Source organism: Flavobacterium sp. RNTU_13 (genome assembly GCF_046614455.1).
Taxonomy (GTDB): Bacteria; Bacteroidota; Bacteroidia; order Flavobacteriales; family Flavobacteriaceae; genus Flavobacterium.
Genome location: NZ_JBKJHB010000002.1, coordinates 133658 through 156004, shown reverse-complemented (window position 1 = coordinate 156004; position 22347 = coordinate 133658). Strand labels below are relative to the sequence as shown.

Below are 22347 nucleotides of genomic sequence, written 5' to 3'. Positions count from 1 at the left end.
AGGCTGAAGCAAATAAAAAATGGAATCCCGGAGCCGTTTACTACTCCGGGATTCCATTTTTTCAATTTTCCCGATTGCTTACTGCAGCTTTATACGCAGTATTACCTTTTGCCCCGCGGCAATGATGGTTTTAGCATCGGTAAACAAAAACGTATTGAGGTTGGTAGCATTGTGCAGCTTTTTCCAGCTAGTACCCTGGTCCGGGCTGTAAAAAACACCGGTTCTTCCCACAGTAACAAGGCCGTTGCCGTTACTACCCGGCACAAACTGCACGCACGATATGTAGCCTGGGCCTGTACCCTCGCCTACTATTTTCCAGGTTCTACCCCCGTTTACAGATAGTATTTTATTAGCCGTATTCTGCTCCGGTTTTTCGTAATCGCCACCGCCGGCAAAGCCTACGTTTTCATCATAAAAGTCGGCACTGAATATCCCGGTCATTTCACGTCCTTGTATTATTGGCGTTTCGGCTACCTTAAAGCTTGCACCCTTATCGTTAGAATAAAACACCCGCGATTGCTTACCACCCGATACTATCCAGGTTTTATCGCCCTTAATAATAATATTAGTATTGCTCGCTGCAAAAGCCGCCTCGCCATTAGCTACAGCTAACCCTTCTGTACACAGACTTTTTTGCCATGTATTACCGCCATCTTTAGTAGTAAGCAACGTAAGGCAACCGTTTTGTGGGTCGCCCATTACTATACCTTCCTTATCGTTATAAAACTTCATACAGTCATAAAACACCTTTTCCCCGGCTTCGGTATATACCTGTTTTATTTGCCTGCCGTCTTTGCTTATTTTGTACAACAGCGCGGGCGAACCCACATTTATCATAAACACATCGTTTTTGGTTTGTGCCAATGCCCTGAATTCCGGAAATATGGTATCATGAGACGCCACACCGGTAAAGTTTTTCCCGCCTGATAACGACACCCATCCGTACTTACCACCGCTACCGGCATACCATATTTTATCAGTATCTGCAGCAAGCGTACGTATACTTATGCTGTCTGAAAGCAACGTATCTACAGCGGTAATTTTGTTTAATGAAGGTGCGTCTACCTTAGCCTGCTTTTTACACGACAAAACCAGTAGTGACAGCACTACAGGTAACAATACTTTTTTCATTAGTGGTACGTTTTAAGGCTAAGATACTTATTTGGCTCCCAAAAGCCAATGGTGTTTGCGTATATTTACCAAAAGTAGCAACATGACCGATTTTCTTAACGCGCTAAAAAAACTGAAAGCCATTGCCGATACAGGCCTTGTATACAGCACAGATGAATACAACACCGAGCGCTATACCGAAATACAGCAACTAGCGCTGACACTAATGGCTAACGTAAGCGGCAACAGCCCCGAGCAACTAAACGCCATATTTGCCCCTGTAACAGACTACCCTACCGTAAAGACCGACGTAAGGGCATTGATCCTTTCGGATGATAAAAAACAGGTATTGCTTGCACGCGAAAGTGCCGATGGAAAATGGAGCCTGCCGGGCGGCTGGGCAGATATAGGCGATTCGCCAAAGGAAACCGCCGAAAAAGAAGCACGGGAAGAAACCGGGCTTACCGTACAGGCTACCCGCCTGCTGGCTGTTTTCGACAAACGCTGCCATCCGCATCCGCCGCAGCCGTTTTATGTATACAAGTTGGTCTTTTTGTGCGAAGTCGTTTCGGGCGAACTAAAAGAAGGCTTTGACCTGCTTGGCGTAGGGTATTTTGACATAGACAGCCTACCTGAACTTTCTGAAGACCGCATACTGGAAAGCCAGATACAGCTGGTATATAAAAAGGCCGCCAATGGCGACCTTTCTGCATATTTTGATTAAGATATTTTCTTATTTTATTTTGAGCCATTTGGCCGCATTAGTAGGCGAAATACGGTTAAGTGTTTCTACCAGCGGTGCTACCTGTACCGATGGGCCACCGCTAAAAATGGCAGCAATCTCATCTGACTTGGCATCAAAAAACACCCGTGTTATGTAGGCATTAGGCCTTGTTTTATGAATCGCCGAAAGCTGGGTTATGGCTTCCATAAGCAGCACCTTTGCATTTACTACGCTCTCCGCCATGGTATCAAGCCCTTTACGGTGGTAGTTGTACATGGCAAGCCTGTATGGTTCAAAAGTGGTACTAAGCATATCGTTAATTAAAAAGTAACGGTTTTGGTTGTTACCATCCTGCTGGCCCCAGCCTTTAAACCCGCTGCTTTGTGCCACATTGGCTATACCACGTGCTGCCTCCAGATAATCACTGCCACCTTTTTCGGCAAACGAATCTGCATCTACCCCAATGATAACATTAGCGTAAAAAGAAAGTAGCGATACCAGGTTAGAGTCGAACGTAGTGGGGTTAAATATAAGATTTTCACCCTCATTATAAGTAAAGCTGATGTCTTTATCGTTTATGTTAAGCAACTGCGTAGTGTAAGAGCTGTTGTACACCGGGCGTATGGAGTTAACCTGCAACAGCGCGCCAAATCCGTTGTTTTTGTACGATGTAAGATTTAAAAACACAGAGCACTCTATACGTTCGGTACTACTTATGTTACGCGAAGTAAAGCGCGTGTTGTTCATAAAATCCTGAACCGCTTTTTGCAGGCTTTTAAATATCTGCGGATTTGCATCTGTAATACGGTCATAATTAATGTTTACAGTACAATTAAGCTCCTGCGCCTTTAAAGGGGCGCATGCAAGCAGTACCACAGCTATAATCCACTTATACATTATAATGCTCTTTTATCTTGTTAACAATGTCTTGCGCCACCGCTTCTTTTGATTTTAGCGCCATAGGTTCTTCCTCAAAACGGCTGTTTATAAAAGTAACCTTATTTGTTGGTTTACCAAAGCCTGCACCCTCGTCATTTAAAGAGTTTAACACAATCAGGTCGAGATTCTTCTTGCGTATCTTGGCTTTAGCGTTCTCTACCTCATTTTCGGTTTCTAAAGCAAAGCCTATAAGAAACTGACCTTTTTTCTTTTCTCCTAAAGATGCCAGTATATCGGTTGTTTTTTCCAGCTCCAGGGTAAGGTGGGCTTCGTTTTTCTTGATTTTTTGTGCTGCTACATGCTTCGGCCTGTAATCGGCAACGGCAGCAGCGGCAACAGCTACATCTACCCCATCAAAATACGTGTGGCACGCCGTATACATCTCGGCACTGCTGGTAACCTTAACCAGCTGTATCTGTTCGTGGCTCACCCTTAAATGGGTAGGCCCGCTTACCAAAATTACCTCGGCACCGGCATCGGCGGCGGCCAAAGCAATGTCATATCCCATTTTCCCTGACGAATGGTTTCCTATAAAACGCACGGGGTCTATAGGTTCGTATGTAGGGCCGGCAGTAACCAGTATTTTTTTTCCGCGCAGGGGAAGCTGTCCTTCCAGGTGCTTTTCTATAAAAGACACAATGTTCTCAGGTTCAGCCATACGCCCTTCGCCATAAAGGCCACTGGCAAGCTCACCGCTCTCGGCAGGGATAATAATATTACCAAACGCCTCAAGCTTATCAAAACTATCTTTAGTACTGGGGTGGCGGTACATATCTAAATCCATAGCAGGCGCCACATACACAGGACACTTAGCAGAAAGATACGTAGCTATAAGAAGGTTGTCGCTATTGCCGGTTACCATTTTAGACATGGTGTTTGCCGTAGCAGGGGCAATAACAAAAAGATCGGCCCAAAGGCCCAATTCTACGTGGTTGTTCCACACGGCGTTTTCGTCTTCTTCGTTATAAAAAGAGGAAAACACGGGGTTTTTACTTAGCGTAGAAAGTGTAAGGGGTGTAATAAAATCTTTAGAGGCAGGTGTCACGACTACTTTTACATGCGCACCTGCCTTTATAAAATGCCTTACCAGCGTGGCTGTTTTATAGGCGGCTATACCCCCGGAAATACCGAGTAAGATGTTCTTACCGCGCAAAACAGACATGGGCAATACTATTTGTTTGGTTCTTTGTAGTATACTTTATTTTCTAGCCACTCTTGTACAGCAAGTGCATGTGGCTTAGGAAGTTTTTCATAAAACTTAGAAACCTCTATTTGTTCTTTGTTTTCAAAAATTTCCTCAAGGCTGTCGTTATAAGTGGCAAACTCCTCCAGTTTCTCGATAAGCTCCTTTTTAATTTCGGTGTTTATCTGGCTGGCCCTTTTTGCTATAATGGTAATAGCCTCATACACATTACCTGTAGGTTCCTCTATCTTAGCCTTGTTATAGGTAATGGTATTAACAGGAGCAGTTGTTTTCTTTAAATCCATCTTCGCTATTATTTAGAAATTTTTTGTAATTCACTATCTACTGATTGCAGAAGCTTATCGGCCTCTGCCTTATATTTAGAATCTGCCTTGTATTTTATAAGCTCATCATAAGCTTTGTGGGCGTCTTCAAGTCGTTGTTTCATTTTGCTTTCCACACTGTTTAGCGCCAGCTTTACAGAAGCATCAAACTTTATAAACAGTGCTTCTTCCTTTAGCTCCGTACCCGGAAAATCAATCAGGAAGTTCTCAAGCGTTTTAAACGCGGCGTTATAGTCGCCAAAATAAGCTGCGGTATCAAAGTACTGCTTGGCTATTTCAAAGGCTTTTTTCTCCAGTTTACGGCTCAGTTCGCCCACCAGCTGGTTAGCCTCAGGCATATAAGTACTGTTAGGATACCTGTCTATAAACGCCTGTAGTTTTTCCAGCGCCTTGTATGTATCTACCTGATCCAGCGAATAACGTGGCGAAAGATAGTAGTAACTCTTAGCACCTAAAAAGGCTGCTTCTTCTACCTTGTTACTCTTAGGATAGCTGGACACAAAACTCTCGTACTGGTAACCCGCTGTATAATACTCTTTGTTTTTATATAAAGAAGTGGCATACATATAAAACAGCTTTTCGGCCTGTGGCTTACCACGATAGCTTGGTGCTATCATTTCAAACAGGCGGATGGCTTTTGCATACTTTTCTTTTTCATACATTTTTTCAGCCACATCGTATTTCAGCTTAGTATCTTCTGATTTAAGCGCCTTTTGATACTGGCTGCACGAAGCAAGCAATAAAGTAAGCAATAATGTATAAAAAATCCGTACCATAAATAGAATTTGCACCTGCAGCTGCAGATTTTAAAGCAACTGCAAAGTTAGTTAATAATTACACAATACAAAATTATTTTTCGCAGCCTTAAGGCCACAAAAAAAGATGCCTTTAAAAGCACCTTTTCTTTAACTTAAATATACTGTATTTATTGCATTACACCCCTTGTAATTGTGGTGTAGCCGAAAACTTTTTCACAAAACCCTCCAGGCGTGCCGCAAGGTCTTCATTTACATTTACAAGCGGCAGGCGCACGGTGTTTTCGCAAAGGCCAAGCACCTTAAACACCTCTTTAATACCTGCTGGGTTACCCTGCTCAAAAATCATATCAATGCTATCCATAATACGGTAGTGGATTTTATATGCCTCATCAGCTTTCCTTTCCAGACCCAGGCGCACCATTTGGCTAAATTCTTTCGGGAAACCTTCACCTATTACAGATATTACCCCTGCACCACCGGCAAGTACCATAGGCAGGGTAATCATATCATCTCCGGAAATTACAAGGAAACCTTCGGGCTTATGCTGAATCAGCTTCATGGCTTGTATAATATCTCCGGCAGCTTCTTTTATGGCTACTATGTTGTTAAAATCATTCGCCAGGCGCAGTACCGTTTCGGGCAGCATATTGCTACCTGTACGCCCCGGCACGTTATATAAAATTACCGGCAGCGGAGATGCCTGGGCAACCGCCTTAAAATGCTGGTAAATCCCTTCCTGTGTAGGCTTATTGTAATAAGGAGAAACCGACAGCACAGCGGTAAATGCAGACAGGTTAGCTGTTTTAAGTTCGGCTACCACATCGGCAGTATTATTACCCCCTACCCCTAACACAAGCGGAAGGCGGCCTGCATTTGCTTTAATAACCGTATTTATAACCAGCTCTTTTTCATCGGCTGTAAGCGTAGCAGACTCGGCAGTAGTGCCTAATACCACCAGGTAGTCTATACCGTTTTCCACCTGAAAATCAACAATTTTTTCAAGCGCCGCGGTATCTACCGAAAAATCTTTTTTAAAAGGGGTAATCAACGCCACCCCGGTACCCATTAACGATTGCATGGTTATAATTTATAGTTTTTGTAAAATCTTTAAATACTTAAAAAGCTCGGCTACAAACTCTTTATAGTTTTCGGCCTGGCTGGCCACCATAAAGGTATGCAGGCGGTTATCTGTGGTACTAAAACCAGCCTTAAAGGCGGACTTGCTCTGTAACGTAGCCAGTGTTAACGGCGGCTTTTGTACATCATAAAAACTTATAAGCACATCAAACGGCTGCTGCAAAAAACTACTTGCCGCGGGCGAAGTAAAAGTACCGTCTGCCGCTACGTCGTTATACGTAAAGTAAGCATGCGCGGGCTCCTGTCCTTTTTTAACCTTATCTATAAAACTAAGTGCGGTAACCTTATCTATGGCTAAACCCTGCGCGGTTACCTCAGCCATAAGAGCTTCTCTGTCGGCAAAATAGGTCTCATCTATAAGAATGCCTACCGTAACAACACGGCCTCCCGAAACCGGGGCTTTATAATTTGTTAAGGTATTTTTAATAATCTTTTTTAATCTGAAATCTTTAATAAACTTCAAAAACATAGTACTTTTATTGCCGAATAGCAAATTTATCAAATTTAAGGACAACTATCAATGATAATACATAAAAACTATACCACACCGTTTAGGCGGTTTGTTTTATTTGTAACAATAAGTTTGTTTTTTGCCTGTTCCCCTTCTAAGCATGTTTCAAACATTAAAGGAGAACAGCTACCGGTAACCGCAGCGTACACCCCGGTACAGCAAATTGAAGACTATGTAAAGCCTTACCGCGAGCACATAAAAAAAGACCTGGACAGCGTACTGGCGTACTGCCCGGAAACCATGGACAAGGCAAAAACCATAAACGGATGGCAAACCACTATAGGCAACTTTGAGGCCGAAACTGTTTTGGCTGCCGCCGATAAACTTATGCTGCAACGCTACAATAAGCATGCCGATGTATGTATGCTTAACCATGGCGGTATACGCTCTATTATTCCTAAAGGTAATGTTACCGCGGGCACGGCATACGCCATTATGCCTTTTGAAAACGCCCTTGTAGTGATTGCCCTTAAAGGGGAACAAATTACAGAACTGGCGCAGTATATACTGAAAGAAAAAAAACCGCACCCGCTTAGTGGTATAGAAATTCATATTGATGCTAACGGCAACCTGAAAAATATTAAGGTACAGAGCCAGCCGCTGGACGCTAACAAAACCTACTATGTAGCCACTAACGACTACCTGGCTAACGGCGGCGACAGCATGAGCTTTTTTACCAAAGGAACCGCACGCTACGATATGGACTATAAGCTGCGAAATGTGTTTATAGATTATTTTAAAGCGGTAGACACGCTACCTATTATTACCACCGAACGCATAATACAGGACAAGTAATGAAAAGAAGGGACTTTATACAAAAAACAGCAGCCGGTAGTGCGCTTGTGCTTGGCGGAATGGGTTTAAGCAGTTTTGACGAAGCCGCTGCGCAAAAAAAACTTACCATACTGCACACTAACGATGTGCACAGCCATATAGATCCGTTTCCTGCAGACGACCCTAAATTCCCCGATAAGGGCGGAGTAGCAAGGCGCGCCACCCTTATAGAAAAAATCAGGAATGAGGAAGATAACGTGCTACTGCTGGATGCCGGGGATATATTTCAGGGGACGCCTTACTTTAACTACTACGGCGGCGAACTGGAAATGAAGCTGATGAGCATGATGAAGTATGACCTGGGCACTATGGGCAACCACGATTTTGATAACGGGATTGATGGTTTCTACAAACAGTTGCCTAATGCTTCGTTTGACTTTGTGTCGGCTAACTATGATTTTAAGAATACCATACTAAACGGCATTGTAAAGCCGTATAAAATATTTCATAAAAACGGCATTAAAGTAGGCATCTTCGGGCTTGGGGTAGAACTAAACGGCCTTGTAGATAAAAAGCTGTCTAAAGAAACGGTATACCTTAATCCGGTAGAAGTAACCCAGGACATGACCCGCATACTGAAACAGGAACAAAAATGCGATGTGGTTATTTGCCTGAGCCACCTGGGCTTTGCTTACGATAACGACCCGGAGAAAATATGCGACGTAAATTTGGCTCGCGCCACTAAAAACATTGACATTATTATAGGAGGGCACACCCACACCTTCCTTAAAAAACCGCATATAGAAAAAAATACCGCGGGCCAGGAGGTAATGATTAACCAGGTGGGCTGCTACGGCGTAAATGTGGGCCGCATAGACATTACCCTGCAAAACGGCAAAGCCGAAGGCAACGGCCGTACCCTAACCGTGTAATAGCATCTGTTTTCTGCATAAAAACCATAAAGAGAGCCTGTATTTTTACAGGCTTTTTTTGTAACATTGCACTACCAACTTTATAACTACTATATCAACCATGAAAAAATTATCGCTTTTTGCGGGCGTTGCCGTTTCCCTACTTTCGTTTACAGCACAGGCACAGGAAAAGAACCTGCCCCCGGCAACTGACTTTTCGAACCCACACCTTATCAGCACTACCGACTGGAAAATTGTTATAGACCAACTGCGTGCCGAAAAATGGATGGAGGCCGAAAAGACCGCTACCACTTTTTTAGTACGTGCCGAAAAAGATACTGCGCACCCGGAAAATGCCGCCATACTGCGCTACATGATTATTAATGCCATAGCAGGTGAACTTGCCAGTAATCAGACCGATAACGAAACGGCTAACAATAAACTGAAAAAGCTAAACGGACAAACGGTAATTACACCTACCTACACCTTTAAAAGCAAGGCACTGGTAAACGGCATTACACTAACCGATGATGCTAAAGGCTGGAGCCAGATAGTTACTAACCGCGCACAGGATGCTGTAATGATTAAAGAAACATACAGCCTTATCTACCCATCTATGGCGCAGGACGCGTACAACAAATACGAAAACAACAACTTTAGGCTACAGGCTAAAATTACGGCAGTATCGGCTACAAGTATAGCACACCCCCACGTAGACATCAGCTTAAGCAATGCCGAAATATGGGATATTTCGGAACCGGCAAAATAACATGAAAGAATACTTTAAATACAAATACGGCTACATAAACGTAGACGACGAAAACCTGTACCTTACTAACAGCGGCAACTGGCAGGAAGCCCGCGAAACTGAAGAAAAAAGCCGCGCTATAGATAAAAGGAATAGCGTCGGCATCGTAGGGATGAAAATATTTGTATATGTAGTTTTGGGAGCTATCTGCATTTTCGTTTTAAAAAACCTGGGAAAACCCAGTATAGGCTTTGGCGTTATAGGACTAGCCATATTCCTTGGTTACAGAGTGTATAAGGTTTTTTCTAAAAAATTTGGAAGCAGGTATCGCATCCCTTTACAAAAAATCACTAACGTATCAGATTGGGGTACAGTGGGCTTACGGATAGATTTCCTTAACGCAAACAACGAGCCTGATTTTGAAATTATAGAAGAACTTGATTTTAGAGGCAGGGACTTTTTATTGGAGTTAAAAACCAAATAACAGCCGGCGCATTCAAAATCTAAAATTCAGAATTTAAAATAATAAACTACCCCACATTAAGCAGCTGATACTGTTTTGGGGTAATGCCTTCGTATTTTTTAAACAGGCGGATAAAGTAATTACAATCATCAAAACCTGCCATAAAGCACACCTCATTAACCTGTATACCCGGATTTTTAAGCAGCTGTTTGGCGTGCTTTATTTTCTCGTTTAGTATAAACTCTATGGGGCTCATACCCAGTTCGCGCTTAAAGTAACGGTAAAAGCTTGTAGTACTCATACAGGCTTTTTCGCTCATATCTTTAAGGTTAATAGGATTGGTTATGTTAGCACGTATATACTCGGTAATGGCTATAATCGGGCTATTGGCATCGGGCACTTTACCGTTGTCTATTTGCTGCACGGCTTGCGTTTGCACAATGCGCACCAGCAGTTCCTGTAAAGCAAGGTCTACCAGCGCATCTTTTGTTACACTGGTGCTCATACACTCGCGTATCAGCTTATTTAGTGTAGAAGCCAGCTCTGTATTGTTATAAAAAAAGTAATTCTCATGGTTTAGCCGCCAGCCGTTAAACTCCTCTTTAGGATAGCGTTCGTTTAAAAAATCAAGGGTTTCTTTTATTTTACCGTGGTCTATAGCAAGGGCTAGGCATTGCGTAGGGTTACTGGTAGAAGCCTCAGGGAAATCAATCTTCATTTCCACGTTACCCGGCACTATTACCGTTTCGCCGGGCAGGTACTCAAACTCAGGGTCGTCAAACAGGTGCATTACCTTTTTACCCCTAAGCATACTTGTAACCACCAGGTCGTTAAACTTTAGCGGCACTAATATGCTTTCCTGATAGGTTTCAAACAAGTTAAGCTCGCAGTTATCCAGGGAGTACACCGTACGGTTCTCCACCAAGGTTTTAAGCGACTTTTCTACGGTAAGTGCCGGTTTGTGCAGCAGGGCTTTTCGTTGGCTCATATCAGGTTTACTAAATCGATGTAATTTAGCAAATTATCTGCTATGGCAAAAGCATAAAAGTGTAAATTTACTTTATCTTAAGCATGCGTACCCTCTTCTGTAGGCATACGGTGCCTAAACGGCAACGACACTATAAAGGTGGTACCGCGGTCTTTACCCGGGCTCATAGCGTAAATATTACCTTTATGCAGCTCTACAAACGACTTGGTTATGCTCAGCCCCAGTCCGGTACTGGTTTCCTTACCGGTAGGCTTACTGCTCAGTTTGGCAAACTTGGTAAACAGCTTTTGCATATCCTGAAAGTTTAGCCCCTGTCCCTGGTCTTTTACCTCTATATGCACGTAGTTACCGGCTTCGCGGGCACTTACTTTAATCACCGTGTTAGGGTACGAATATTTAATCGCGTTACTCAGCAGGTTGTGCAATACGTCCAGTATCTTTTCGCGGTCTGCCTCTATAGGCGGCAGCTGCTCATCTACGTATAGCTCAATGATTTGCTTTTTACGGCCTGCAAGGAGTTCAAAGTTGTTTACTAACCTGTTAAACATATCACGAAGGTCTACCTCCTCTACGGTAAGCAGCTCGTCGCGCTCTTCCATTTCGCTGTGCGCCAGGTAGTCGCCCAGCTTTTTTTGTATGTTTATAACGGCCGATTTTATATTCTCGGTCATTTTTTCCATACTTGCCGGATTTTTGGAAATAATTTCGTTCGCCAGCTTTATACTTGCCAGCGGGTTTTTTATTTCGTGGAGCGCTATGTTCATCAGGTTAATCTGAGATTCTACAGATTTGCGGTACCTCAACCGGTTTTCCAGCTTGTCTACCACTATGGTAGCCAGGGTACGCAGCATTTCTATTTTAGTAGCATCGGGCACAGGGTGAGGCTCGCTGTCGGCTACGCAAAGGGTGCCTACATTATATCCTTCAGGCGTTTTTAGCGGCGCACCGGCATAAAAACGTATGCCTCCCTCCATAACTACATAAGGATAGGTAAGCAGTTCGGGCGAATCATGAGTATCGCAAATCACCGTAACGTTGTCTTCCAGTATGGCAAGGGCGCACAGGCTCTCATCACGCGGAACTTCGTTAGCCGGGACAGGCGAAAGATTTGACTTAAAAAATACCCTGTTTTCATCTACAAAGGTAATGAAGGCTGCCGCAGTGCCAAAAATCTGCGATGCCATAAGGGCTATTTTATCGAAAGTATCTTCCGAATGCGTGTCGAGAATGCGATACTCGCGTAGTTTCTCCAGGCGCTCCCTGTCATTTTTAGGAATTATAACAGATGGTTTTGAATACGTCATGCGGTTTATATACGATATACGGAGATGGTGCCAATTGTACATCGAATGTACGAATTTATTTTCAGCGAATTACACTACTAAACAAATGTTATAATAATTTTAGGATATAACAGGGTTTTACTTACGGGAGCGAGTAAAATGGTTATTTGGTAATGCGGTTATTTAGGCGTCAGCGCTAACTTTACACATTTATAAACCAAATTATAGCCACAATAAAAGCTAGAGCATCTAGTAGACAGTTAACAACTGATAAAGATTTTCCGCAAAAGGATTTCGCATTTGCTTCGATAAAATTGTAACCATCTCTGTTCTTGAAATCCTCCTCATTGATGTGTCAGTTCCTTAACCCTGATTTGTGAATCCTGATTTAATACCTCCCAAAAAAATCCGTACCTTAGCCATACAATAAGTAAACCAATGATTTCTGAACAGCAATTCCAAAAAGAATTAGACCTTATAATAGCCAATGCCATACGCGAAGACGTGGGCCCCGGCGACTATTCATCACTTGCCTGCATACCGGCAGAGGCTACAGGCCGCGCCAAGCTGCTGGTTAAAGACAACGGCATACTGGCCGGGGTAGATTTTGCCCTGAAGGTTTTTGCCTACGTAGATCCTAATCTTGCCATTGAGGTTTTTATACAAGACGGTACACCCGTACAGTATGGCGATGTGGCTTTCCACGTGCATGGCAGCAGCCAAAGCATATTAAAAGCCGAACGCCTTGTGCTAAACGCCATGCAGCGTATGAGCGCCATAGCTACTAAAACCAAAAAATATGTAGACCTGCTACAGGGTACAGGCACAGGCGTGCTGGATACCCGAAAAACCACCCCGGGCATACGCGCGCTGGAAAAATGGGCGGTAAAAATAGGCGGCGGCGAAAACCACCGTTTTGCGCTGTATGACATGATTATGCTGAAAGACAACCATATCGACTTTGCAGGAGGCATTACACAGGCCATACAAAAAACGCAGCAATACCTTAAAGAAAACAACCTGGACCTGAAGATTATTGTTGAGGCGCGCGACCTTACCGAGGTTCAGGAAATTATAGCCAACCCGGGCATACACCGCATATTGCTTGATAATTTTGACTACGACACCACACGCCAGGCAGTAGCACTAATAGGAGACTATTGCCAAACCGAAAGCAGTGGGGGTATTAACGAAAATACCATGCGCCACTATGCCGAATGTGGGGTTAACTATATTTCGAGCGGGGCGCTTACGCACTCAGTGTACAACCTGGACCTGAGCCTGAAAGCGTTTTAAAATCCATGCCTGCCGAACTGGAACATAAGCTGGAACGCATACCCGTACTACGCCACCTGGTACGGCTGGGCAAAAGCATTCGCCTGCCGTACTCTGAGGGGCTTACGCTGTATCATTTGCTGGAACTGTACATTACCGGGATTGTAAACGGAGATGTATCGTACCGGGCAGGTGCCATTGCGTTTACATTTTTTATGTCGCTGTTTCCGTTTGCGCTGTTTATACTAAACCTTATCCCCTACATTCCGCTGGATAATTTCCAGGAAGACTTTATGCAGTTTGTAGCCGACAACGTGCCACCAAACACTTACGACGCCATAGCTAACATACTTACCGATATTCTTTTAAACAGCCATAAAAGCCTGTTGAGCTTTGGTATCTTGTTGTCTATACTGTTTATGAGTAACGGGGTAAACGCCATACTTTCGGGGTTTCAAAGCAGTATGCACATTACGGTAAAGCGTACGTATTTTCACCGCTATGCCATAGCCATAATGCTGTCGTTATTACTTACCGTGCTGCTGTTATTTACGGTAGCGGCCATTATTGTTTTTGAGGTGATTATACAAAAACTAAGCAACCGCTACTATATACCTGCCGAGGTGCAGCTGCTGCAAATAGGCCGATACGCTTTCCTTATGGTTATGATACTGCTTACCACCAGCATACTGTTTAAATTTGCTACCACTGAAAGCCGACGCCACACCTCTTTTTTTAGCTATGGGTCGGTACTCAGCACCGTACTCTTTGGCCTTACCTCTTACGGCTTTAGCATTTACGTAGAGCGTTTTAGCAAATACAATGAGCTTTACGGATCTATTGGCACACTGCTTGTACTAATGCTATACATATATATTAACTGCTTTATCCTGCTTTTGGGGTTTGAATTAAATGCGTTAATACATAAGCTGAAAAGGAAAAATTTGTATATTTAGCATTAGTTAACAACTTAAATTATGATTCGGACAATTTTTACATTCGTTATGATTGCCTTTATGGGCATTATGTCGGCTTCGGCACAGGTAACCGGTAAGTGGAAAACCTTTGACGACGAAACCGGCGAAGCTAAAAGCATCGTGCAGATTTATGAAGAAAACGGCAAGGTGTATGGCAAGGTAATAGAAATACTAAACCCTGCCAAGAAAGACAAAAAATGCCAGAACTGTAAGGGTGCCGATAAAGATAAACCCATACTGGGGCTGGTAATTATTAAAGGCCTTACCAAAGATGGCGAGGAGTATACCGATGGCGACATCCTGGATCCTAACAAAGGTAAACTGTACAGCTGTACCATTAAACTTGAGGGTAAAGACAAACTGAATGTGCGCGGATACATGGGCATTTCATTATTGGGCCGCACACAAACCTGGATAAGGGTTAAATAATTTTTGCCAATGTTTTTAAGTGCTTAACCATAACCAAACACACTTAAAACCTCATTTTAAAACACATACAAACGCAGCTTTTCGGCTGCGTTTTTTATAACAGAAAGCCGCCCCCAAAAGGGGCGGCTTACGTTTTAAAAACCAATAAACAATTAATATCAAGATTTCCCGACAAGGAATTTTGATTCAGTTAAAAACAGGAGCCAGCGACAAACAGGCTTAATCTTCCAGATAACGCAGTGGTGTAAGGTTTTCCCGCTCCTGCGGAGTATACAAACGGGACTCAATGATAAACCGTTTCCCCAGCGGAATTTCAAGCGAAAAGCTGGCACCGCGCCCATCTACCGCTGTAAGGGTTAAATGGGTGTGCTGCCAGTATTCAAACTGGTCTTTACTCATCCAGAATTCACAACATTCTACCTCGCCCAGGCACACATCGCTGTAGCCCAACTTAAAGTCACCTTTTTCAAAACACATAGGTTGGCTGCCATCGCAGCAGCCACCACTCTGATGAAACATAAGCGCACCATAACGGCCTTTTAGTTCGTTAATCAACGTTATGGCTTTTTCGTCGGCTTCTATTCTTTTGTACATGGTTTTACCTTTTTTGATTCTTCCGTCTCGTAATAAATATAAGTTACGCAATGAAAATTAATTACATCATACAAATCGCAAATAATAACCAAACCCGCAAGGCTATAAAAACCCTGCGGGATGGCGTAACTATATTAACTACAACACTACGCTTTGGCAATCTCGAGTACCATACGGCCTTCGATTTGCCCTTTTTTCATTTTGTCAAATACTTCATTAACATCTTCCAGGCGGGCAGCGGTAACATTTGCCTTAACCTTACCTTCTGCGGCAAAGTTAATTGCCTCCTGCAGGTCTTTTCGGGTTCCTACAATAGAACCGCGTATGGTAATACGGTTTAGCACCGCGTTAAAAATATCAAGGTCAAACGTGCCCGGCGGAAGCCCGTTTAGCGCCATGGTACCCCTGCGCCTAAGGGTTTGAAGCCCCTGCGTAAATGCAATAGGCGACACTGCCGTAACCAGGCACCCGTGCATACCACCGGTTTCCTTTTTAAGGTACTCACCGGGGTTTTGTTCTTTGGCGTTTACAACAAGGTCTGCGCCCAGGCGTTTTGCAAGATCCAGTTTATCATCGGCTACGTCTATGGCGGCTACGTGCATACCCATAGCCTTAGCATACTGTACCGCTACGTGGCCAAGCCCACCAATACCAGATATGGCTACCCATTCCCCGGGTTTGGTTTCGGTTTCTTTAAGGCCTTTATATACCGTAACACCGGCGCATAGTATGGGTGCAAATTCCATAAAATTAGGGTTGTGTGGCAAATGCCCCACATAGCGCGCATCGGCTACTACATATTCGGCAAAACCACCGTCTACGCTATACCCGCCGTTTTGCTGGCTTTCGCAAAGGGTTTCCCAGCCCGTAATACAGTGGTCGCAGCAACCACAGGCGCTGTACAGCCACGGCACACCCACGGCATCGCCCTCTTTTACGTTTTTAACACCGGGGCCTACCGCCACCACATAGCCCACGCCCTCATGGCCGGGAATCAGTGGCATTTTTGGTTTTACCGGCCAGTCGCCATCTACGGCATGGAGGTCGGTATGGCACACACCGCTGGCTATTACTTTTACAAGAACTTCGTTAGCACCCGGCATTTTTACCGGAACTTCCTCAATGTGAAGGGGCTGCCCAAATTCTCGCACTACGGCAGCCTTCATGGTTTTAGGAATCATATTATTTTTGTTTGGGTTGTTACAGGGAGTTTAGATTGGGAGACGTAAAAAAACAGGCTGCCCCTCTTGGCAGCCCGCTTTCCACTATATAATTTTTAGAAGAATCCTAATTTTTGTTTGCTGTACGATACAAGCATGTTTTTAGTTTGCCTGTAGTGCTCCAGCATCATTTTGTGGTTTTCGCGACCGAAACCTGATTTTTTGTAGCCACCAAACGGAGCATGCGCTGGATACGCGTGGTAGTTGTTTACCCACACACGGCCTGCCTTAATTTCGCGCGGAACCTGGTACAGCTCGTGCGCATCGCGGGTCCACACACCGGCACCAAGGCCATAAAGGGTATCGTTAGCTATTTCCAGCGCCTCTTCGGTAGTTTTAAATGTGGTAACACATACTACAGGGCCAAAGATTTCTTCCTGGAAAATACGCATCTTGTTATGTCCTTTAAATATGGTAGGCTGAATGTAGAAACCGCCTTCCAGCTCGCCGCCAAGTTTATTTACTTCGCCACCGGTAAGCACCTCAGCACCTTCTTCCCTACCTATTTTAAGGTAGCTTTGTATTTTTTCGTACTGGTCGTTACTGGCTTGTGCACCTATCATGGTAGCTTTATCAAGCGGGTTACCGGCTACAATAGCTTTTGTACGGGCCACTACACGCTCCATAAATTTATCGTATATGTCTTCGTGCACCAGCATACGGCTTGGACAGGTACAGATTTCTCCCTGGTTAAGGGCAAACATCACAGCACCCTCTATCGCTTTATCAAAGAAATCATCATCGGCATCGCCTACTGATTTAAAGAAGATGTTTGGCGACTTACCGCCCAGCTCCATAGTACTTGGTATAATGTTTTCTGCGGCATACTGCATAATAAGGCGTCCGGTAGTGGTTTCGCCGGTAAACGATACCTTAGCAATGCGTGGCGAAGTAGCCAGCGGCTTACCGGCCTCTACACCAAAACCGTTTACTACGTTTACTACACCTGCAGGGATTACATCTTTAAGCAGCTCCATAAGTACCATAATAGATACCGGGGTTTGTTCAGCGGCTTTTACTACGGTAGTACAACCGGCAGCAATGGCAGGCGCTATTTTCCAGGTAGCCATAAGCAGCGGGAAGTTCCACGGAATGATTTGCCCTACCACACCCAGTGGTTCGTGCAGCACTATGCTCACGGTTGTTTCGTCGTGTTCAGAAATAGTACCTTCTTCAGCACGGATAACACTCGCAAAGTAGCGGAAGTGGTCTATACAAAGCGGTAGGTCGGCAGCCAGGGTTTCGCGGATTGGCTTACCGTTATCTATGGTTTCTACCGTAGCCAGATACTCCAGGTTAGCCTCCATGGTATCGGCTATTTTATTAAGGATGCCGCTGCGGTATGCCGGCGACGTTTTGCTCCATGTTTTAAATGCCTCGTGGGCAGCATCAAGCGCAAGGTCTATATCTTCTTTAGACGAGCGTGCCGCCTTAGCAATCAGTTTGCCATCTATAGGCGAAGTATTATCAAAGTATTCTCCTTTTACCGGGGCTACAAATTTGCCACCAATAAAGTTATCGTATTTGTCTTTAAATTCCGGACGTGAAACTGTGGTACTCATAACTTAGAAATTTGTTTTTTGTTTACTCCAAAATTACCTACTACATCGTTTTAGGAGTAGCACAAATCCTTCAATCAATAGCACAAATTTTTCAATCGATGAGAATTTTACTTTTTTGACGAAACATTTTTAAATACTTCTAAAAAATATCCGCAAAAAAATAACAGTATAATAATCCGAAACACTGCATCACTAGATTATATATATAATAACTATCAAATGCTTACTTTTAACCACCAAAAGTGTAATATTTTAAGATGTACAGAAAGCTTATTTTTATAATATCAACGGTTTTATTGCTAACTATAACCGCAGGGATATATGGCATAGTGCACGACTTTATAACCTATAAAATAAGCCATGAATATTACACGAAGTTCAAATTTGTACAGTTCGGGTTTATAACACCCGATAATAAATTACCCATAAACACCCTGCAACTGCTTGTAGCCACAGGCTGGGCCGCCACCTGGTGGGTAGGATGCCTTGCCGGACTGGTATTTAGCCTTGTTGCCGTATATAACACCAAAATAAAAAACAGTATTGCCTTTACCCTACGCGCAACAGTAATAATGTTTTTAACCGCCATTGTATGCGGATTGCTGGGTTATAACATAGGGCACTTTGCCACGCCACTTAGCCTGCCCGACCTCGCCGAATTTTGCTACGAGTGCGCCACCATAAAAAAACCGGCCAACTTTACTACGGCGGGCTACATTCATAACTTTAGTTATATAGGCGGATTGCTGGGTATAGTACTGGGCGTAGCATCTATTTTAAAGCAGCGCCATAACGTGGCTGTAAAAACAGAACTGGATAAAAACCGGAAACCTTTAGCCTGAAACCTAGAACAACACCCTACAACCATTCAATAAGCGAGATACCTGCACCTACCGTGGTTTGCCTGTTGTTGTAATCAATCAGCGTTTCGCCATAGCCGTGCGTTACCTGAAAATACCCACGCAGGTTACCCTTAATTTTATACGACAACGCTGCTTCGGCATATCCTCTAAAGGTTTTATTCATCTGAAAATTGCTGCTTCCCGTAAGGGTGAGGGTATAATTGCCGTGACAATAAATACCTATAGCCTCTCCCCTGCCTACGTAGTGTGTAATATCCGGGTTATCGTCGGTGCCGCGCTTATCGGGAACGCGGAACCAAGGGCGAAGGTACAGCTGCCAGTCGCCACTCTCAAATCCTGCCTGTACAATAATGCGGTTCCAGCTACGCGAATACGGTAAATCGCGGCCATTGCTCTGGTGGTTAAAGCTCACACCAAGCAAACGGTTTTTTAGCCCAAAGAAATCTACATTGGTGGCAAAGTTAAGTATCAATTCCGGCTCATAGTTTATTTCCCTGAACGGACGCGATAAGGTGGCATTATAAACCTGCCAGTGGCTCTTTTGCGTGTAGGCACCCCAAAGGTCGCCATGGCCCCAAAACAACCCTTGGAAAATTTTCATTTTAAAACTCAACTGAAATTTGGCCTCCAGGTTATTAAGGTCCAGATTATTGGTGTTATTATATTGTTCGCCTGAATTTCCGCTTCGGGGCATACCGTTTGGGGCACTGCTCCAGCGCAGTGGCAGCAGGTAAACGGGTTTATACGGCGTTAGTATAAACGTACCCGGCGAAGAAAGGGTATCAAGCTCCCAGCGCTGCGACATCGACTTAGGGCGGTCTGTATTAAAAACCGATGGCTGCTGGATTTTTCGCTGCGCGTAAAGGCTACAGCCAAAAATAATAAACACTACTGCGAAAAGCTGCTTCATAACCCGTTGTGATTTTACACATCAAAAATACGGAACTCCCTTACAAACAGTAGTTAAGCGCATCTTAAAGTATATCTTAAAAGATTACAAAAAAAACGGGCACCCGCTACTTTGCGTAACCGGTACCCGTATAAAATCTTGTAGTCCGCGCGGTTATTCCAGTTTGGTAACCGTAGCTTTTTGCTTTTGCGTATCGCCCACCAGCGAAAACTCCATAACGCACGTATTGCCCTTAGTGGTAAGTATCTTCATTTGCACCGCCTTTTTTTCGGCAGCGTTTTTAGGGTGCAGCTTTTCCAGGATAAATTCGCAGTCGTTTACCCAGCGTACCGACGACGTATCGGTTTCACCTTCAAAGGTTTCAATTTCCGTTTTATCATCGCGGGTAAATTCGGTTACCTTTTTTTGCCCGTTTATGGTAATCTCAGAGCGGAACTTCCCGGTCCTGAAATTGGCACAGTTTCGCTCCTGGTTAAAACATCCGGCAAAGGCTAATGCCACCGGAAGCAGTACAACTAACTTTTTCATTATTGGTTATCGTTAAGCCTTTTCAGCTCGTTATCGGTAAAATTACGTATTGCTTTTTCCTGCGCAAACTTCCCCGCATTGTATGCCGCCGAATTGTTTCGGGGTATGCTAAGGCTGTCCCATGCGGTTTGTTTCAGCATTTTGGCAAAAAATACTATTTGCCCCACGTGGTACGGGTAGTGCGCCAGTTGGCGGTTAATCGCCTCTACCACCGTATGCCCCTCATTCCTTATATAGATAATGCTGTTCAGGTTTTCGGGGGTTACGGTATCAAGGGCTGCAAACAGGCATCCCCAACCTTCTTCCCAAGCGTTTAGCAGGCTTTCTTTATCTGCAATGTCATTTTCAAACTCGGCATCGCGGTTGCGCCAGTCTTTTTCGCCATCACTGGTAAGGAAATCCGTCCAACGGCTCAGCATATTACCATGCAGGTGCTTTACTATTACGGCAATGCTGTTAGTATCTTCATTGGGCGTATAAAACAACTGCTCCGGCTGTAGCTGCGCCATAGCTTTTTCGCCCAGTGCCTTGTAGTACAGGAACTGTTTACGGGCACTTTCGATATAGGCTTCGGTAGCTTGCATTGTTTTGTTATTTGCTGTAACAAAAATACGGGTTTAAAGGATATGTTCGTGTTTGTTTTTTGACACGAATTTCAATAACCACTATGAATTGACTCAGGGGTATTTTTACACCTACAAGGTTTTAGAAACCTTGCAGGAGCGGCACTAAAATCCTGCAAGGTCTTTATGACCTTGTAGGTATTATTACCCTATGAGATTTGTGTTGTTTTATTTTGCTCACTAATACAACGCAGCTTGTTTAGCTCCGTAGGAGCGGCATATTTATAGCAACAGAATGAGTTCCGTAACCGTGAGTCCCGTAGGGACGGCATAATTATATACCGTCCCTACGGGACTCTGTTGAATGTAGTTACACTGATTGCTATAGCCATACCACCCCTACGGGGTTAGCGTTGTTTTATTTTGTTGCTCATGAATTTATTTTGTTAATTTGAATAATCACTGATACAAAAAATACCAACCTAAATAATAAAAAAATGAATGTGAATGACGCTTTGGGAATCGGAAAAGTACTACCTATTGACAAATTAATCGAAGTACTCTCAAAATCTGTTGGCAAGATTTCAAAATCATATTTCGATAAGAAAGATGTTGATACAAAAGCATATGAAATAGAAAAACTTGCCGAGGCTCGTGCTAATGAAATGAAGATTATCGCAAATGCAGTTAAAGAAAATTTTTTAATTACTGGCGGTATTGAATATAAAGATGAGAAGATATCTATTAGTTCTCCAAAGGATTTACCAATTCAAACTCAACAACAAATTTTAATAACTCCCGAACTAGACATAAGAACAAACGACAGATTAAATTATCAGGAAGCTAAAAAACAGTTGAATATTGAAAATGTAACTGCATTTGCAGCTGAAGAGTTAAAAAACGAACCGGCAATTACCGATGAGCCACTTAATGAAGACTGGATTACCAGATTTTTCAAAATAGCTGAAGAAGTCTCAAATGAAGAAATGCAAACTATATGGGGGAAAATTTTAGCTGGGGAAATTAAACAACCAAACTCATACTCGCTCAGGACCCTTGAACTAATCAGAAACTTATCAAAGCAAGAAGCGCAGATTTTTATAAAAGTTGCCAGATTTGCTATTAATGAAGGGGGAAAGAATTACATATTTAAAACTAATAAAACGAGTTTACTAAGTGACAAATATGGCATAACTTATGAGGACATTACGTTATTAACTGAAATCGGATTAATTCAATCTGGAGAAACAATGACGCTTAATTTTATTTCTAAAGAAGTTGATTTTAACATAGTTTTGAGATGGGGAAATATCTTAGCCGTAACTGAAGTAAAAAAGAGCACGCCTTCGATTACAATGCCAGTATATTCTTTTACAACCGCTGGGAATGAACTCTTAAGGTTAGTCGACTCAAGTGTCAACTATGAGTACTTAAAAGAAGTAATCCACTCCATAAAAGGTGAAAATATCAGATCTAAATATGGTTATATATTAGGATATGAAGGTGATAATATTATATGCAATTCTTTAAAGGATTTTGAATAAATATCAACC

General features: G+C 43.3%; 25 protein-coding genes. 10 read left to right on the top strand and 15 right to left on the bottom strand.

Features of this window, described 5'->3' with window-relative positions; genetic code table 11:
- Positions 1-78 precede the first annotated feature (78 nt).
- Positions 79-1131, bottom strand: coding sequence for a WD40/YVTN/BNR-like repeat-containing protein (locus ACLI08_RS05740; RefSeq protein ID WP_411427510.1), 1053 nt, complete (start codon positions 1129-1131; stop codon positions 79-81).
- 82 nt (positions 1132-1213) lie between these two features.
- Here ACLI08_RS05740 and ACLI08_RS05735 point away from each other — a divergent pair, with 82 nt between their 5' ends.
- Positions 1214-1834 carry an NUDIX hydrolase gene (locus tag ACLI08_RS05735; protein WP_411427509.1) on the top strand — a complete coding sequence of 207 codons (621 nt, stop codon included), beginning with the start codon at positions 1214-1216 and terminating at the stop codon, positions 1832-1834.
- Between the two features lie 9 nt (positions 1835-1843).
- Here ACLI08_RS05735 and ACLI08_RS05730 read toward each other — a convergent pair whose 3' ends face one another.
- From ACLI08_RS05730 to ACLI08_RS05705, 6 genes are all read right to left on the bottom strand, one after another.
- On the bottom strand, positions 1844-2731 hold the full coding sequence (locus ACLI08_RS05730; RefSeq protein ID WP_411427508.1) for a DUF4835 family protein: 888 nt from the start codon (positions 2729-2731) through the stop codon (positions 1844-1846).
- The gene (gene coaBC, locus ACLI08_RS05725; RefSeq protein WP_411427507.1) at positions 2724-3935 is read right to left on the bottom strand and encodes a bifunctional phosphopantothenoylcysteine decarboxylase/phosphopantothenate--cysteine ligase CoaBC; all 1212 of its coding nucleotides are present in this window, start codon (positions 3933-3935) and stop codon (positions 2724-2726) included. The genes ACLI08_RS05730 and coaBC overlap by 8 nt, the downstream gene beginning before the upstream one ends.
- An 8-nt stretch (positions 3936-3943) precedes the next feature.
- Entirely contained in the window at positions 3944-4261 is a 318-nt protein-coding gene (locus ACLI08_RS05720; RefSeq protein WP_411427506.1) for a DNA-directed RNA polymerase subunit omega, read from the bottom strand.
- An 8-nt stretch (positions 4262-4269) separates the two neighbouring features.
- Positions 4270-5076 (bottom strand): outer membrane protein assembly factor BamD, encoded by an 807-nt coding sequence (locus ACLI08_RS05715; RefSeq protein ID WP_411427505.1) that lies wholly within the window; start codon positions 5074-5076, stop codon positions 4270-4272.
- A 157-nt stretch (positions 5077-5233) separates the two neighbouring features.
- Positions 5234-6136, bottom strand: coding sequence for a 4-hydroxy-tetrahydrodipicolinate synthase (dapA, locus tag ACLI08_RS05710; RefSeq protein WP_411427504.1), 903 nt, complete (start codon positions 6134-6136; stop codon positions 5234-5236).
- A 9-nt stretch (positions 6137-6145) separates the two neighbouring features.
- Positions 6146-6658 carry a DUF6913 domain-containing protein gene (locus ACLI08_RS05705; RefSeq protein WP_411427503.1) on the bottom strand — a complete coding sequence of 171 codons (513 nt, stop codon included), beginning with the start codon at positions 6656-6658 and terminating at the stop codon, positions 6146-6148.
- 57 nt (positions 6659-6715) lie between these two features.
- On the opposite strand from ACLI08_RS05705, the gene ACLI08_RS05700 reads away from it, so the two are divergent.
- The 4 genes from ACLI08_RS05700 (at position 6716) to ACLI08_RS05685 (ending at position 9623) form a co-directional block, all read left to right on the top strand.
- On the top strand, positions 6716-7501 hold the full coding sequence (locus tag ACLI08_RS05700; RefSeq protein ID WP_411427502.1) for a 5'-nucleotidase C-terminal domain-containing protein: 786 nt from the start codon (positions 6716-6718) through the stop codon (positions 7499-7501).
- Positions 7501-8412 (top strand): bifunctional metallophosphatase/5'-nucleotidase, encoded by a 912-nt coding sequence (locus ACLI08_RS05695; RefSeq protein WP_411427501.1) that lies wholly within the window; start codon positions 7501-7503, stop codon positions 8410-8412. The genes ACLI08_RS05700 and ACLI08_RS05695 overlap by 1 nt, the downstream gene beginning before the upstream one ends.
- 100 nt (positions 8413-8512) lie before the next feature.
- Positions 8513-9160 (top strand): hypothetical protein, encoded by a 648-nt coding sequence (locus ACLI08_RS05690; RefSeq protein ID WP_411427500.1) that lies wholly within the window; start codon positions 8513-8515, stop codon positions 9158-9160.
- Position 9161: 1 nt separating this feature from the next.
- Positions 9162-9623, top strand: coding sequence for a hypothetical protein (locus ACLI08_RS05685; protein ID WP_411427499.1), 462 nt, complete (start codon positions 9162-9164; stop codon positions 9621-9623).
- Positions 9624-9669: 46 nt separating this feature from the next.
- Here ACLI08_RS05685 and ACLI08_RS05680 read toward each other — a convergent pair whose 3' ends face one another.
- Complete coding sequence (locus ACLI08_RS05680; RefSeq protein WP_411427498.1) at positions 9670-10590, bottom strand: AraC family transcriptional regulator N-terminal domain-containing protein; 921 nt, start codon at positions 10588-10590, stop codon at positions 9670-9672.
- A gap of 77 nt (positions 10591-10667) precedes the next feature.
- Positions 10668-11894: an ATP-binding protein gene (locus ACLI08_RS05675; protein WP_411427497.1), complete on the bottom strand. Its 1227-nt coding sequence runs from the start codon at positions 11892-11894 to the stop codon at positions 10668-10670.
- Positions 11895-12311: 417 nt separating this feature from the next.
- Here ACLI08_RS05675 and nadC point away from each other — a divergent pair, with 417 nt between their 5' ends.
- The 3 genes from nadC to ACLI08_RS05660 are packed head-to-tail and all read left to right on the top strand — an operon-like array spanning position 12312 to position 14554.
- Positions 12312-13169 carry a carboxylating nicotinate-nucleotide diphosphorylase gene (gene nadC, locus ACLI08_RS05670; protein ID WP_411427496.1) on the top strand — a complete coding sequence of 286 codons (858 nt, stop codon included), beginning with the start codon at positions 12312-12314 and terminating at the stop codon, positions 13167-13169.
- Positions 13170-13174: 5 nt separating this feature from the next.
- Positions 13175-14104: a YihY/virulence factor BrkB family protein gene (locus ACLI08_RS05665; protein ID WP_411427495.1), complete on the top strand. Its 930-nt coding sequence runs from the start codon at positions 13175-13177 to the stop codon at positions 14102-14104.
- Between the two features lie 21 nt (positions 14105-14125).
- A complete protein-coding gene (locus ACLI08_RS05660) occupies positions 14126-14554 on the top strand; it encodes a DUF2147 domain-containing protein (RefSeq protein ID WP_411427494.1) in 429 nt (142 codons plus the stop codon).
- A gap of 219 nt (positions 14555-14773) precedes the next feature.
- On the opposite strand, the gene ACLI08_RS05655 is transcribed toward ACLI08_RS05660, so the two are convergent.
- From ACLI08_RS05655 to ACLI08_RS05645, 3 genes are all read right to left on the bottom strand, one after another.
- Positions 14774-15148, bottom strand: coding sequence for a DUF779 domain-containing protein (locus ACLI08_RS05655; RefSeq protein WP_411427493.1), 375 nt, complete (start codon positions 15146-15148; stop codon positions 14774-14776).
- A gap of 146 nt (positions 15149-15294) precedes the next feature.
- Positions 15295-16329: an alcohol dehydrogenase AdhP gene (adhP, locus tag ACLI08_RS05650; RefSeq protein WP_411427492.1), complete on the bottom strand. Its 1035-nt coding sequence runs from the start codon at positions 16327-16329 to the stop codon at positions 15295-15297.
- Between the two features lie 95 nt (positions 16330-16424).
- Positions 16425-17930, bottom strand: coding sequence for an aldehyde dehydrogenase family protein (locus ACLI08_RS05645; RefSeq protein ID WP_411427491.1), 1506 nt, complete (start codon positions 17928-17930; stop codon positions 16425-16427).
- A gap of 257 nt (positions 17931-18187) precedes the next feature.
- Here ACLI08_RS05645 and ACLI08_RS05640 point away from each other — a divergent pair, with 257 nt between their 5' ends.
- A complete protein-coding gene (locus ACLI08_RS05640; RefSeq protein WP_411427490.1) occupies positions 18188-18772 on the top strand; it encodes a hypothetical protein in 585 nt (194 codons plus the stop codon).
- A 16-nt stretch (positions 18773-18788) separates the two neighbouring features.
- Here ACLI08_RS05640 and ACLI08_RS05635 read toward each other — a convergent pair whose 3' ends face one another.
- The 3 genes from ACLI08_RS05635 to ACLI08_RS05625 all read right to left on the bottom strand — a co-directional run bounded on the left by ACLI08_RS05635 (position 18789) and on the right by ACLI08_RS05625 (position 20815).
- On the bottom strand, positions 18789-19703 hold the full coding sequence (locus ACLI08_RS05635) for a phospholipase A (RefSeq protein ID WP_411427489.1): 915 nt from the start codon (positions 19701-19703) through the stop codon (positions 18789-18791).
- 153 nt (positions 19704-19856) lie between these two features.
- Complete coding sequence (locus ACLI08_RS05630) at positions 19857-20231, bottom strand: DNA topoisomerase IV (protein ID WP_411427488.1); 375 nt, start codon at positions 20229-20231, stop codon at positions 19857-19859.
- Positions 20231-20815, bottom strand: a complete 585-nt coding sequence (locus tag ACLI08_RS05625; protein ID WP_411427487.1) for a DUF1572 domain-containing protein — start codon at positions 20813-20815, stop codon at positions 20231-20233. Before ACLI08_RS05625 ends, ACLI08_RS05630 begins: the two co-directional genes overlap by 1 nt.
- Before the next feature lie 476 nt (positions 20816-21291).
- Between ACLI08_RS05625 and ACLI08_RS05620 the strand changes: the two genes are divergently transcribed.
- Complete coding sequence (locus tag ACLI08_RS05620) at positions 21292-22338, top strand: DUF2806 domain-containing protein (protein WP_411427486.1); 1047 nt, start codon at positions 21292-21294, stop codon at positions 22336-22338.
- The last annotated feature ends 9 nt before the right edge of the window (positions 22339-22347 follow it).

Excerpts from the sequence above, each read along its gene's own strand:
- ACLI08_RS05690 (WP_411427500.1), top strand. The coding sequence starts at position 8,513 with ATGAAAAAATTATCGCTTTTTGCGGGCGTTGCCGTTTCCCTACTTTCG.
- dapA (WP_411427504.1), bottom strand. The coding sequence starts at position 6,136 with ATGCAATCGTTAATGGGTACCGGGGTGGCGTTGATTACCCCTTTTAAA.
- ACLI08_RS05635 (WP_411427489.1), bottom strand. The coding sequence starts at position 19,703 with ATGAAGCAGCTTTTCGCAGTAGTGTTTATTATTTTTGGCTGTAGCCTT.
- ACLI08_RS05675 (WP_411427497.1), bottom strand. The coding sequence starts at position 11,894 with ATGACGTATTCAAAACCATCTGTTATAATTCCTAAAAATGACAGGGAG.
- ACLI08_RS05655 (WP_411427493.1), bottom strand. The coding sequence starts at position 15,148 with ATGTACAAAAGAATAGAAGCCGACGAAAAAGCCATAACGTTGATTAAC.
- ACLI08_RS05720 (WP_411427506.1), bottom strand. The coding sequence starts at position 4,261 with ATGGATTTAAAGAAAACAACTGCTCCTGTTAATACCATTACCTATAAC.
- ACLI08_RS05695 (WP_411427501.1), top strand. The coding sequence starts at position 7,501 with ATGAAAAGAAGGGACTTTATACAAAAAACAGCAGCCGGTAGTGCGCTT.
- ACLI08_RS05625 (WP_411427487.1), bottom strand. The coding sequence starts at position 20,815 with ATGCAAGCTACCGAAGCCTATATCGAAAGTGCCCGTAAACAGTTCCTG.
- ACLI08_RS05735 (WP_411427509.1), top strand. The coding sequence starts at position 1,214 with ATGACCGATTTTCTTAACGCGCTAAAAAAACTGAAAGCCATTGCCGAT.
- ACLI08_RS05730 (WP_411427508.1), bottom strand. The coding sequence starts at position 2,731 with ATGTATAAGTGGATTATAGCTGTGGTACTGCTTGCATGCGCCCCTTTA.
- ACLI08_RS05640 (WP_411427490.1), top strand. The coding sequence starts at position 18,188 with ATGTACAGAAAGCTTATTTTTATAATATCAACGGTTTTATTGCTAACT.
- ACLI08_RS05685 (WP_411427499.1), top strand. The coding sequence starts at position 9,162 with ATGAAAGAATACTTTAAATACAAATACGGCTACATAAACGTAGACGAC.
- ACLI08_RS05680 (WP_411427498.1), bottom strand. The coding sequence starts at position 10,590 with ATGAGCCAACGAAAAGCCCTGCTGCACAAACCGGCACTTACCGTAGAA.
- ACLI08_RS05620 (WP_411427486.1), top strand. The coding sequence starts at position 21,292 with ATGAATGTGAATGACGCTTTGGGAATCGGAAAAGTACTACCTATTGAC.
- coaBC (WP_411427507.1), bottom strand. The coding sequence starts at position 3,935 with ATGTCTGTTTTGCGCGGTAAGAACATCTTACTCGGTATTTCCGGGGGT.
- adhP (WP_411427492.1), bottom strand. The coding sequence starts at position 16,329 with ATGATTCCTAAAACCATGAAGGCTGCCGTAGTGCGAGAATTTGGGCAG.
- ACLI08_RS05740 (WP_411427510.1), bottom strand. The coding sequence starts at position 1,131 with ATGAAAAAAGTATTGTTACCTGTAGTGCTGTCACTACTGGTTTTGTCG.
- nadC (WP_411427496.1), top strand. The coding sequence starts at position 12,312 with ATGATTTCTGAACAGCAATTCCAAAAAGAATTAGACCTTATAATAGCC.
- ACLI08_RS05715 (WP_411427505.1), bottom strand. The coding sequence starts at position 5,076 with ATGGTACGGATTTTTTATACATTATTGCTTACTTTATTGCTTGCTTCG.
- ACLI08_RS05645 (WP_411427491.1), bottom strand. The coding sequence starts at position 17,930 with ATGAGTACCACAGTTTCACGTCCGGAATTTAAAGACAAATACGATAAC.
- ACLI08_RS05700 (WP_411427502.1), top strand. The coding sequence starts at position 6,716 with ATGATAATACATAAAAACTATACCACACCGTTTAGGCGGTTTGTTTTA.
- ACLI08_RS05660 (WP_411427494.1), top strand. The coding sequence starts at position 14,126 with ATGATTCGGACAATTTTTACATTCGTTATGATTGCCTTTATGGGCATT.
- ACLI08_RS05630 (WP_411427488.1), bottom strand. The coding sequence starts at position 20,231 with ATGAAAAAGTTAGTTGTACTGCTTCCGGTGGCATTAGCCTTTGCCGGA.
- ACLI08_RS05665 (WP_411427495.1), top strand. The coding sequence starts at position 13,175 with ATGCCTGCCGAACTGGAACATAAGCTGGAACGCATACCCGTACTACGC.